This window comes from Actinomadura bangladeshensis (genome assembly GCF_004348335.1).
Taxonomy (GTDB): Bacteria; Actinomycetota; Actinomycetes; order Streptosporangiales; family Streptosporangiaceae; genus Spirillospora; species Spirillospora bangladeshensis.
Genome location: NZ_SMJW01000257.1, coordinates 1 through 10,782 on the forward strand (window position 1 = coordinate 1; position 10,782 = coordinate 10,782).

Genomic DNA, 10,782 nt, shown 5'->3' on the forward strand with positions numbered 1-10,782 from the left:
GAGTGAGGGCGGGGGAGGGGACGCTGCTCGCCGGTGGTCTCGCGGCGGTGGGTCTGGGCTGCGAGGACGGCCGCCACGTACGGGGTGAGGATCCGGGTGATCTGCTGGGCCGCGTAGATCGGCTTGGTGTGCGGCGCCAAGTCCTCGCCCGTGCTCGACCGGTACCACCAGATGTCGGACGTGGTTCCGTGGACGAGCGTGATGCTCTCCCCGAAGTCCGGAACGGCCGGGTCGAAGACGCGTAGGAGCGGGTAGGGGCCGTCGTAGCGCGGGACGGCCTTCCAGCCTTCGCGAATGACTTCCTGGGCAAGTCGGTCAAGGTGGACCGTAATGGAAGAAGTCGGGGCGCCGGCGTTCAGATTCTTCGGTTCGATCCACCGCATTAGCGTTGCACCCACTTACCGGGGTCGGACCTCTGTTGGGTGGACGCGCGATTGAGTTCGTCCAGGAGTGCCCTACGGAGTTCTTCTGCGGTGTTGCGTACAACGGTCGGATCCACGCCTGCCTTAGGGTCGTGCAGAGTGGCGACCCAATCGCCGAGCTTTCCGTCGTAGCGTGTCGCGCGCCAGATTCGGTGGCCCTGGAAGTCCTCGCGGAGTCGGGCCAGCGCCTGGTCAGCGGGGTTGACTGGCGTATCCATGATCGTTTGAACTTTCGTCGCGGTTTCTCTCCGTTACCGCTCCCAATCTTCCTGTGATCGGGTTATCTTCTGGAAGAGCAAGAAGCCCACGAATGGAAATGCTCGGGCTCTGTTAGAAAGTAGCCCCCGCTTTCGAATCCTCGGAGGTCTCCATGCCCCGTCGTCCCCGCGATCCCGGCATCCCGTCCTCGCCGACTGAGTACTTCGGTGTGGAATTGCGAACTTATCGGGAAGCGTCCGGTTTGTCTCGCCCTCAGCTTGCAGAGAGGCTCGGCTACACACCTCAGTGGATCGGGCAGATCGAGTCAGGCAAGAGCGCGCCCTCCGAAGAGTTCGCCAACGACTGCGACTCCTTCTTCGAGACAAACGGGGTATTCCACCGCATGTGGAAGTGGAACCAGCAGCTGGAACGCATCCAGGTCGTGCCGCCGGGCTTCCGCCCCTTCATCGAGATCGAGCCAGGGGCGACGTACATGAGGTTCTTCGAACCGCTGCTCATCCCGGGCCTGCTCCAGACCGAGGACTACGCCCGCAAGGTTCTTGCAGTCGGTCACCGTCAGGAAAAGGTCGAGGAGTTGCTTGCGGTACGGATGGCTCGCAAGGCTCTCCTTGAGAAGGAACACCCTCCGTGGTTGCTGATCCTTCTCGGTGAGACGGCCGTGAGGAGCTGCGCGGCAGGCCCGGAGGTGATGCGGGGACAGCTTCAATACCTGCTCGACCTGGCGGAACTGCAGCACGTCACGCTGCAGGTCTTCCCGGCGGATGCACCCGTTTTCCAGGCGAGTGGCATCGTCCTCATGAGCCTGGAAGAGCGTTCCGATGTTGGCTTCGTGGACGCGTCTGGAGGGCACGGCAGGTTGATCGAAGACCCCCATGATCTTGAGGAGCTTGTCGTACTCTTTGATCAAGTGAGGGCGACGGCGTACTCGGCCGAGGAGTCCTTGCGCCTCATCAGATCGGTCATGGAGGAGTTGTGATCATGTGGGATGCCAACGTCATCCGCTGGCGCAAGAGTAGTCGCAGTGACTCTTCAGGAGGCGCCTGCGTTGAAGTCGGCTTTCTTGCGCCGGTCACGGCTGCGCAGTGGCAGAAAAGCAGCCACAGCGACTCTTCCGGGGGTTCGTGCGTTGAGGTGACGTCTATTGTGACAGTGGCCGAGACGGAGTGGCAGAAGAGCAGCAAGAGCGACAGCAGCGGTGGGGAGTGCGTCGAGGTGGCGGACTTGGCGGCGGCGGTGGCGGTGCGGGACTCCAAGGACCCGGACGGGCCGAAGCTGATCTTCGGCCCGTCCGCGTGGCAGGCGTTCGCGTCCCAGGTCAAGAGCGGCACCCTCGACCTGACCTGAACCCGGGCGAGACAGAGCCCTCGGCCCGATCGATGTCCACGGGCCGGGGGCTTCGTGCGTCAGCCGTCCGGCCGGGACTGCCCGCATGTCCGCGGCGTCCGGGCTACCTGTCCGCGTCCCGGACGCAGGTCCGCCGTCCCGTACCGGCACGACCAGGCGCCCCGCCTCCGCCCGCCGTCTCGGCCACGCCACGCCGATCCTGGAAGTCGTGCTCCGCATCCTGGCGGCGAAGTAGCGGCACCCCCGAAGAGTGGCGGGCCTCGGTACGCGACGCGATACCAGTCCGCGGGCTCGCCCGCGAGCGGCAGGAAAATAGATGTTAGTCAGTAGAGGTATCTGAAGCTTTCTCGGTCGCGCTCGCATTAGTGCGATTCGGCTGCCCCGCAGGCCCTATTTTGGCGGCACCTGACTAGGGACCGGCCCGATTCGGCCCGGCGTGCCTGCCTGCCGAGGTAGCCGTTCGCAACCCGATGATCAACTATGGATCAGGGTGTGACCTGCAGCGTCAGCGTGTATCAAGCCGCATCCACGGGCAGCGCGAATAAGCGACCGATGATCAAGGTGAACGGTTGACGCGGTGGCCGTTTGCGGCATCGGGTGCTACCGGCAGGTCGGCCCGAGTGTCTTATACGTGACTGCTTTCCACCCTTTTTTGATCGGGGGAACGATGCGAAGTCCGTGCTTCATGTCCACTGCCAAGGTCCGTCGACTCATGCCGATGCCGGCGATCGCGCTGGCGTTGGCGTTCGTGGGAGCGGTGCCGCCGGCGCAAGCCGCACAGCCGCAGCCATGGCGGGTGGTGAAGACCAACGACGTCAGCCAGTACGACGACATGGCGGCGGTCACGGCGACCGGTCGGCGCAACGCCTGGACGTTCGCTGTCGGTGACCAGCACGGCCAGATCATCGCGCAGCACTGGAACGGCAGGGTATGGCGCGATGCGACGGTGCCCGCCGGAGTGCCCGGGGAGATCCGAGAGGCCAGTGCCACATCCGCTTCCAACGTCTGGGCGGTCGGCGACAGCGACAGCGCGTCCAGGGGCTCGTACGCACTGCGCTGGACCGGGCGCAAATGGGTGGTCGCGCACCGATGGGCCACCGGCATCGTCAGCGGCGTGACCGCGGTGGGCCGCAACAGGGCATGGGTCTTCAGCGACGGTCGCCGCGATGCCGGCGTGGGCACCTGGTACTTCGACGGCCGCAGCTGGACCCAGGTCCAGCTGCCGTACAACATCGAACGGGCCGGCGCGGTGTCAGCGCGCGATATCTGGGCGATCGCCAACGACTCCTCGGACAGCTTCAGGGTGATCGCGCATTACGACGGCACGGCCTGGACCCGGGTGCCGGTCGGTGACGCGCTGCCCGAGGACATCCTGGGCGACGAGGGAGAGCACTCCCAGCAAGTCTTCCTGTCGGACGTGGTCGCGGTGTCGGCCACGGAGGTCTGGGTGACGGGGATGGTGCGTCGTACCGACGAGCTCGGCACGACGCGGCTTCCGGTGGCCGCGCGCTGGGACGGCAAGCGGTGGCAGAAGGTGGACGTGCCGGGGAGCTGGCGCCCGCGGGTCGCAGCGGCCGACGGCCGGGGCGGGCTGTGGATCTCCGGGGAAGGCGCTGAGGGGGAGTCGGGCCGCGACGCACCGGTGCTGATGCACCGTTCATCCGACGGCATGTGGTCGAGTTCGGCTGTCGAGGCCGGAGGCCGTATCGGCTATGTCGACGGAATGGCCCTGGTTCCGGGGACGACCACCCTGTGGGGCGTGGGCGAGCTACGGCCCGCGGACCAGTCCTCGTCTGACGGAGCCATCTTCCGCCAAGGATGAGAAGCGCCGACCAACATGGGACGCGGGGCGATCGCCCACGGGAGATCGCCCCGCGAAAACTTGAGGCCCGGCCTTCGAGAACGCGGCCGACCGGCGGACTGACGCACCGGTTGGCCTGGGCCGCGCCGATACCGCCGGCGACAGGCACAGGTTCGTCGGCCGGCCATCGGCGCGCGGCCGGGCACCAGGTGGAACTCGCGCTCTGCGTCCTAGCGGCGAAGCGGCGGCACTGTGACGGGGACGGCGGGCCTCAGTACGCGACGCGGTACCAGTGCGCGGACTCGCCCGCGAGCGGCTCCAGCCGCACCCGCTCGCCGCCGGGGGCGTCGAACAGCGGCACCCCGTCCCCGAGCAGCACCGGGGCGATGAAGACGAGCACCTCGTCCAGGACCTTGGCCTCGATGCACTGCCGGGCGACGTCCGCACCCAGGACGTTGACGTAGCGGTCCCCGGCGGCGGCCTTGGCCTCCGCCACCGCCGTCTCGAGGTCGCCGGCGAACGTGACGCCCGGCACGGGCTCGGCCGGCGGCCGATGCGTCAGGACGATCACCGGCCCCTGGTACTGGCCGCCGAACGCGCCCTCCTTGTCGGTGCCCTTGTTCGGATCGTCGCCGCCGAACGTGCGGTTGCCGACGAGGAGGGCGCCGACCTGCGCGAGCAGGCGCTCGGCGGTCGGGTTCGGTCCGCCCAGGTGCTCGGTCAGCCACGACATGTCCCCGCCCGGCCCGGCGATGAAGCCGTCGAGCGACATCGTCGCCGAGTACAGAAGCTTCGCCACAGATTCTCCTCTCGCGGTCCTCGGCAAGGAGACCACGCCGCTCCCGCGAATTCATCGTCCCGTCGCTCCGCCACTCGCGGACGCCGTTGCCCGCCGCCGCGACCGCCGGGCAGGCCCAGCGCGGACGGCACCTGTCTCCGGTACTGCACGGCCCCGGCCGCACCGTCCGCGCTCGGCATCCCGCCCCTCAGGCACCCGACTCCTGAAGTCCACCGCAGGCGGGTGCCTGCAGCGGCTCGCCGTCAGGCGCCTTCGAAGGTGTCGCCCCCGTCAGTGCACCAGGACTCAGTGCACCAGGACGATCTTGCCTCGGGCGTGGCGGGTCTCGCTCAGTTCGTGCGCGGCGGCGGCCCCGGTGAGCGGGAACGCCGCCGCCACCGGCACCCGCAGCCGTCCTTCACCGGCGAGCGCGACCGCGATGCCGAGACCGTGCAGGGCCTGCGGATCGGCCGCGGAACCGAGCGCGTCGCGCGCCTGGTCCGCCGGCGCTCCATGCGACATGTGCACCCCGTGGGCCGCCGCGTCGAAGTCGGCGATCGTCACCACGCGCGCAGGGTCACCCGCGATGGCGATCAGATCGGGCAGGGCGCCTCCGGCGCAGTCGAACACCGCGTCCACGCCGCCCGGCGCCAGCGCGTGGACCCGCTCGGCAAGCCCCGTCCCATAGGCGGCGGGCTCGGCGCCGAGGGAGCGCAGGAAGCCGTGGTTGCGCTCGCTCGCCGTCCCGACCACGCGGGCGCCGCGCGCGACCGCCATCTGGACCGCGACGCTTCCGACACTCCCGGCCGCGCCCTGCACCAGCAACGTGTGCCCGGCGCCGACCGCCAGCCGGTCGAGCACCCGGGTGGACGTCTCGACCGCACCCGCCGCCCCGCCGGCCTCCTCCCAGCTCCAGGCCGCCGGCTTGGGCGCCCAGGCGGCCAGGACGGCATGGTCGGCGTTGGTGCCGCGCATCGCCACGGTCGCCATGCCGAAGACCTCGTCGCCGACTTCGGTGTCCGTGACCCCGGCGCCGACCTCGTCGACGATGCCCGCGGCGTCGAACCCCGTCCGGAAGGGGAACGCGGCGGGCATGAAGTCGCGCATCCTCCCGGAGCGGATCAGGACCTCTCCCGCCGCGACCCCGGACGCGCGCACCGCGATGCGGATCTCGCCCGGCCCGGCGTGCGGCGCCTCGGTCTCGGTGACATGGACCACGTCCGGCGGGCCGTACTCGGTGAACTGAACAGCTCTCATACCGTGGACCGTAGAGGGGCGCCCGCTCCGGCCGACTAAAGTGAGAACGGTGACGGCCGAAGTGGGAACGCGTATCCGTTCGGACGCCCGCGACAACCGCGCCCGCATCGTCCTGGCCGCTCGCCTCGCGTTCGCCGCCGAGGGCCCCGGCGTGCCGATCCGGGAGATCGCCCGGCGCGCGGAGGTGGGCGTCGCGACCGTGTACCGGCACTTCCCGTCCAAGGAGGCGCTGTTCACCGAGGCGTTCGCCGAGCAGACGGCCCTGTGCTCGGCGATCGTGCGGGAGGGCCTGGCGGCGTCCGACCCGTGGCGCGGGTTCCGCATGGTGATCGAGAAGCTGCTGGCGGCGCACGCCCGCGACCGGGAGTTCCGCGCCTACGTCGCGCAACTGCCCCGGACGGCCGCCGTCACCGCCGACCGCGACCGCGCGCTGCGCATGCTGATCGAACTCGTCCGCCGCGCCAAGGAGGCCGGCGACCTGCGGCCCGACATCGTCGTGGAGGACATCGTCCTCGCGATGATGGCGAGCGACGGCATCCGCGCCGACTCCCCCGGACTGCGGGTGGCGGCGTCCCGGCGCCTTGCCGCGCTGATGCTCGAGTCGTTCCGCGCGACCCCGGCCTCGGCCCCGCTGCCCCCGGCTGTCCGCCTTCCACTCGCTGCCCGCTGAGCGGCCGGCCACGTGCCGGGGCAGTGACCTGCCGCTGAGCACGAATTGCCCGCGCGGGGCAATGGTCGTCGAGGTCGTGCCGGGCTGGATCAACCGCGCTGCTGATCATGACGATCGGGGCGATCGGCTGCGCGGTGGCCGGGCCCGGTCGCGTGACCGGCCGTTCCTCCGCATGACACCGTTCGTCGTCAGCCGGGGCGCAGAAGTGCGGCGACTGCCGGGCCGACCTTCGTCCAGTCCGGGTCGTTGCCCGCGATGAGGTCGGAGAAGACGAAGGACTCGATGATGCGGACGATCAGGTAGGCGAGATCGGGGAGCGGAAGCGGCACCCCGGCGGAGGCGGCGGGGTACTGGTCCTCCAGCAACTGCTCGAAGGCCGCCACCACGTTCCGCTGGAGCGGGCTCGCCTTCGACGTCAGCAGCCGCAGGGCGCGCTCCGGGTCGCTCTCCAGCCACGTGCGGAAGTAGTCGGCCTCGATCGAGGCGCGCGCGTATCGTTCGGCGACGTCGGCGATCATCTCGGCGCCGGACCCCTCGGCGGAGGCGATCACCCGCCGGAGGGTGGGCAACGTGATGGACACGATCGCGCTCACCACGAGCTGGTCGCGGTTGCCACCCACCGGAACAGGGTGGTCCGGTCGATGCCGAGCTCGCCCGCCAGCCCCTGCATGTCGAGCCGCTCGCCCGCCATGAACTTCGCGCGAGCGAGCCCGATGGCCCGCCGGCGGCCCGGATGGCCGTCCCGCCCGGCGGTCGGCGTCCTCAAGTCGCTCACCGGCACACCCTAACCGTTCAGCAGACGCCGTCCCAGGCGCGCCGTTCGGCGCCCGCGGGGTCGGTCTCCTCGCGCACGCCGTCGACGAGGACGCCCACCCGCCGGTCGTCCGGACGGTGGGCGCCCCACCCCGGATCACCGTCGCGGACGAAGCGCGTCACCGCCGGATCCGCCCGGGCCTCCGCCACGCGGATCGCCGGGACGGCGAACATCCAGTCGCCGAGGATCGCCGCCAGCACGTCGCCCGGCGACGCTCCGGGGCGATTGCGGCGATACACCTCCAGGCCGCCGTCCGGCAGCCCGTAGCCGCGGGCGCCGTGCCGCAGCGCGGCGTCGTCCACCGCGTCGATCGCCCCGGACGCCACCATGAAGAAGCGCGCCTCGTCCCGGTTCCAGCCGGTCAGCAGCGGAACCGAGGCGCCCGCGCCCGACCGGATCGCGTCGAGCGGATGCGCTGCCGGCACCTCGCCGTCGACGCTCGGCGCGAACGGGGTCAGCGTCAGCGCCAGGGACTCCCACCGGACGGGGTCGGGCGTCCCCTGGACGTCCTCCACCAGCTCCCGGACCGCGCGAGCCACCACGGCGGGCTCGACGAGCGCCAGCGCCGCGCGGGTGGGCTCGACGCCCAGCCGCTCGGCGAGGCGCCGGCCGACCGTCCGCCCCGGCTCGTCGGGCAGGGTGTGCAGCGCCGCGCCGCTCTGTGCGATGGCCCGGGCCATGAGGCCCCGGCTCTGCTCCATGGACAGCAGGGTGGTCACGGGGCACGCGCGCCGTCCCACCCGCCCACTCGACCATTGACCCTCCTGCAACATTAGGATCGATTGTTGCAGTGTGGGCCGCCACATTCCCTGTCAAGACTTCCCCCTGCCAAGCGACGACGTCGCCAGCGCGCGGCCCCACTCCACCAGGCCCACGGGTGGGGCCGTAGGCCGGTCCGCGCGCGGAGGCGGACGGTGCGGGCCAGGGAGGCGTCTTCGCGGCCGGTGGTGGCCGTGCGTGCGGGGCTTCGGTCGCTTGCGGGCGTGCCAGACCGCGGTGTCGATAAGGCGCCTGACCGACCGGTGATCCATGCGATCGCTCGTTCGGCGGAGCCTTGTTGCGTTTCACCTGCGGGGAGGTTGCGGCGTGGTCATAGACGAGCGGCGGTGGACGCGCCGGCCACCCTCACCGTAACGCCGCAGGCACGCTGACGCGCACCCGGGAAGAGAGCGCCGAGTGGCGCACGCTGGACGAAGGGCAGGACTACTGCATCATGAACGACCTGCCCGCTCTCGTGCGCGACCAGTGGCTGGGCTGCTGATGCGCAGCACCACGGCCCCGCCGGGTCACCGCGGCCCGCGCCGGGCCGCCTCACCGCCGCGGCGCCCGCGGCTCAGGCGGGTTTCAGAGCTTGAAGAGCTTGGCGAAGGGAGCGAGGATCTTGACCTTCTGCGTCCCGAAGTCGACCAGGACCGACCGGCCCTCGTGGACCTCCACGATGCGGCCGAGCCCGTACTTGTCGTGCGTGACCCGCTCGTCGAGCGCGAAGATCTTGGCCGGCGGAGCGGCGGGCGGCGGCTTGAACGGGCTGGTGGGCAGGTGTCGCCGTCTGCTGGGTTCAGTGGACTTCACCTTTGCAGTATGCGCTCTTCGGGGACCCTCGCGGGCCCTGTTCAGCACGTGATATGGAATTCATCACAGTAAAACCCGGGTCCCGGTGCCGCCGCCCGGACCGTGTGGTAGCGTCGGAGGCAGTTGCGGTTCCCAAGACATGTGCATGCGCCTGCGGATCTACTTCGGCAGGCGCATTTTTTGTTGCTCTGGAATTTCCGGATGGGCCATCGCGGCGCCCCGGCCGCACACGGTGTGCGTCCGGGACCGACCAGAAGGAGAACGACCATGGCCACCGGTACCGTGAAGTGGTTCAACTCGGAGAAGGGCTTCGGCTTCATCGAGCAGGACGGCGGCGGCGCCGACGTCTTCGCCCACTACTCCAACATCGCGGCCCAGGGCTTCCGTGAGCTCCAGGAGGGCCAGAAGGTGTCGTTCGACGTCACCCAGGGCCAGAAGGGCCTGCAGGCGGAGAACATCGTCCCCGCCTAGCGGCACGCCGCGCGGCGGGCGGCCCTCCGGGCACGCCCGCCGCGCGTTCGCGCCTGCGCCGGCCGCGTGAGTGCCGCCGGCTTCATCCCGGTTCGTCTTGAGCGGCACTTTCCTCGACACGCACCGCTTTCGAGGAAGGTCGCCCATGCCCCGCACCGCCCCGCCCGCCGGACGGGAACACCGCCGTCGCCGCCCCGCGAAGCGGTCCGATACCGGTACCGCGAAGCGGTCCGACGTCAGCCCGCCGAGGCCGTCCACGCCGCCGCTCCCCGCGGTCGAGTCGTTCTCCGACCTGCGGATGCCGGCGCCGCTCCTCGCGGAACTGGGCCGCCAGGGGGTGACGGCACCGTTCCCCATCCAGGCCGCGAGCCTGCCGAACGCCCTCGCCGGGCGGGACGTCCTCGGCCGGGGACGCACCGGCTCCGGCAAGACCCTCGCCTTCGGCCTGGCCGCACTGTCGCGCACCGCCGGCCACCGGGCGGAGCCGCGCGCCCCGCTGGCCCTGGTCCTCGTCCCCACGCGGGAACTCGCCCAGCAGGTCACCGAGGCGCTCACCCCGTACGCGGACGCCGTGCGGCTGCGGCTCGCCACCGTCGTCGGCGGCCTCTCGCTCTCCCGCCAGGCGAACGCGCTCCGTAGCGGCGCCGATGTCCTGATCGCCACTCCCGGACGGCTCGCCGACCTGATCGAGCGCGGCGACTGCCGGCTCGGCGAGGTGCGGATCACGGTGCTGGACGAGGCCGACCAGATGACCGACATGGGATTCCTGCCGCAGGTCACCCGGCTGCTGGAGCAGACCCCGCGCGGCGGCCAGCGGATGCTGTTCTCCGCGACGCTCGACCGCAACGTCGACCAGCTCGTCCGCCGCTTCCTCAGCGACCCGGTCACCCACTCGGTGGACCCGTCGGCCGGTGCCGTCGCCACGATGGAGCACCACCTGCTGCACGTCACCGAGACCGACAAGCAGGAGACGACCGCGCACATCGCGTCCCGCGCCGACCGGGTGATCATGTTCGTGGGCAAGAAGCACGTCGCCGACCGCCTGGTCCGCAAGCTGACGGCCCGCGGCGTGCGGGCAGCCGCGCTGCACGGCGGCAAGACGCAGTCGCAGCGCAACCGCGCGCTGAACGGCTTCCACAGCGAGGACGTCACCGTCCTCGTCGCCACCAACGTCGCCGCCCGCGGCATCCACATCGACGACCTCGACCTCGTCGTCAACGTCGACCCGCCGGCCGACCACAAGGACTACCTCCACCGCGGCGGCCGCACCGCCCGCGCCGGGCGCACGGGCACGGTGGTCACCCTCGTCCTGCCCGAGCAGCGCCGCGACATGAAGGACCTGATGAACAAGGCGGGCATCACCCCGCACACCACGCAGGTCCGCCCCGGCGACCCCGAACTGACCCGCATCACCGGCGCCCGCACCCCCTCCCG

General features: G+C 70.7%; 14 protein-coding genes and 1 pseudogene. 8 read left to right on the top strand and 7 right to left on the bottom strand.

Annotation, left to right across the window (positions count from 1 at the left end; all coding sequences use genetic code 11):
* Window positions 1-383: hypothetical protein (locus E1284_RS33250; RefSeq protein ID WP_131944131.1), on the bottom strand; the 383-nt coding region annotated here is incomplete at its 3' end.
* Window positions 384-792: 409 nt separating this feature from the next.
* Here E1284_RS33250 and E1284_RS33255 point away from each other — a divergent pair.
* From E1284_RS33255 to E1284_RS33265, 5 genes and pseudogenes are all read left to right on the top strand, one after another.
* Complete coding sequence (locus tag E1284_RS33255) at window positions 793-1,617, top strand: helix-turn-helix domain-containing protein (protein WP_131944132.1); 825 nt, start codon at window positions 793-795, stop codon at window positions 1,615-1,617.
* 2 nt (window positions 1,618-1,619) lie between these two features.
* Window positions 1,620-1,775: pseudogene (locus tag E1284_RS43380) on the top strand (DUF397 domain-containing protein); the annotation flags it as partial.
* 15 nt (window positions 1,776-1,790) lie between these two features.
* Window positions 1,791-1,985: a DUF397 domain-containing protein gene (locus tag E1284_RS43385; protein ID WP_243714899.1), complete on the top strand. Its 195-nt coding sequence runs from the start codon at window positions 1,791-1,793 to the stop codon at window positions 1,983-1,985.
* An 85-nt stretch (window positions 1,986-2,070) separates the two neighbouring features.
* Window positions 2,071-2,220, top strand: a complete 150-nt coding sequence (locus tag E1284_RS41960) for a hypothetical protein (protein WP_165965522.1) — start codon at window positions 2,071-2,073, stop codon at window positions 2,218-2,220.
* 483 nt (window positions 2,221-2,703) lie between these two features.
* Window positions 2,704-3,807 carry a hypothetical protein gene (locus E1284_RS33265; RefSeq protein WP_131944134.1) on the top strand — a complete coding sequence of 368 codons (1,104 nt, stop codon included), beginning with the start codon at window positions 2,704-2,706 and terminating at the stop codon, window positions 3,805-3,807.
* A gap of 250 nt (window positions 3,808-4,057) precedes the next feature.
* On the opposite strand, the gene E1284_RS33270 is transcribed toward E1284_RS33265, so the two are convergent.
* Both E1284_RS33270 and E1284_RS33275 read right to left on the bottom strand, forming a co-directional pair.
* Entirely contained in the window at window positions 4,058-4,585 is a 528-nt protein-coding gene (locus E1284_RS33270) for a dihydrofolate reductase family protein (protein ID WP_131944135.1), read from the bottom strand.
* A gap of 285 nt (window positions 4,586-4,870) precedes the next feature.
* A complete protein-coding gene (locus E1284_RS33275) occupies window positions 4,871-5,821 on the bottom strand; it encodes an NADP-dependent oxidoreductase (protein ID WP_131944136.1) in 951 nt (316 codons plus the stop codon).
* 49 nt (window positions 5,822-5,870) lie between these two features.
* Between E1284_RS33275 and E1284_RS43780 the strand changes: the two genes are divergently transcribed.
* On the top strand, window positions 5,871-6,491 hold the full coding sequence (locus E1284_RS43780; RefSeq protein ID WP_131944137.1) for a TetR/AcrR family transcriptional regulator: 621 nt from the start codon (window positions 5,871-5,873) through the stop codon (window positions 6,489-6,491).
* A gap of 188 nt (window positions 6,492-6,679) precedes the next feature.
* Here the strand turns inward: E1284_RS43780 and E1284_RS33285 are convergent, their stop codons facing one another.
* From E1284_RS33285 to E1284_RS33300, 4 genes are all read right to left on the bottom strand, one after another.
* Window positions 6,680-7,111, bottom strand: a complete 432-nt coding sequence (locus E1284_RS33285) for a QsdR family transcriptional regulator (protein ID WP_131944138.1) — start codon at window positions 7,109-7,111, stop codon at window positions 6,680-6,682.
* Window positions 7,081-7,266: a hypothetical protein gene (locus tag E1284_RS33290; RefSeq protein ID WP_131944139.1), complete on the bottom strand. Its 186-nt coding sequence runs from the start codon at window positions 7,264-7,266 to the stop codon at window positions 7,081-7,083. Before E1284_RS33290 ends, E1284_RS33285 begins: the two co-directional genes overlap by 31 nt.
* Window positions 7,267-7,283: 17 nt before the next feature.
* Window positions 7,284-8,111: a carboxylesterase family protein gene (locus E1284_RS33295; RefSeq protein WP_131944140.1), complete on the bottom strand. Its 828-nt coding sequence runs from the start codon at window positions 8,109-8,111 to the stop codon at window positions 7,284-7,286.
* A 538-nt stretch (window positions 8,112-8,649) separates the two neighbouring features.
* Window positions 8,650-8,877, bottom strand: coding sequence for a hypothetical protein (locus E1284_RS33300; protein ID WP_131944141.1), 228 nt, complete (start codon window positions 8,875-8,877; stop codon window positions 8,650-8,652).
* Between the two features lie 267 nt (window positions 8,878-9,144).
* Between E1284_RS33300 and E1284_RS33305 the strand changes: the two genes are divergently transcribed.
* Entirely contained in the window at window positions 9,145-9,348 is a 204-nt protein-coding gene (locus E1284_RS33305; protein ID WP_131944142.1) for a cold-shock protein, read from the top strand.
* Between the two features lie 145 nt (window positions 9,349-9,493).
* Window positions 9,494-10,782 (top strand): DEAD/DEAH box helicase (locus E1284_RS33310; RefSeq protein ID WP_131944143.1); only part of this gene is annotated, 1,289 nt, incomplete at its 3' end.

Coding starts and splice junctions, on each gene's coding strand:
- E1284_RS33305 (WP_131944142.1), top strand. CDS start 9,145: ATGGCCACCGGTACCGTGAAGTGGTTCAACTCGGAGAAGGGCTTCGGC.
- E1284_RS33265 (WP_131944134.1), top strand. CDS start 2,704: ATGCCGGCGATCGCGCTGGCGTTGGCGTTCGTGGGAGCGGTGCCGCCG.
- E1284_RS41960 (WP_165965522.1), top strand. CDS start 2,071: ATGTCCGCGGCGTCCGGGCTACCTGTCCGCGTCCCGGACGCAGGTCCG.
- E1284_RS33295 (WP_131944140.1), bottom strand. CDS start 8,111: ATGTGGCGGCCCACACTGCAACAATCGATCCTAATGTTGCAGGAGGGT.
- E1284_RS33255 (WP_131944132.1), top strand. CDS start 793: ATGCCCCGTCGTCCCCGCGATCCCGGCATCCCGTCCTCGCCGACTGAG.
- E1284_RS33275 (WP_131944136.1), bottom strand. CDS start 5,821: ATGAGAGCTGTTCAGTTCACCGAGTACGGCCCGCCGGACGTGGTCCAT.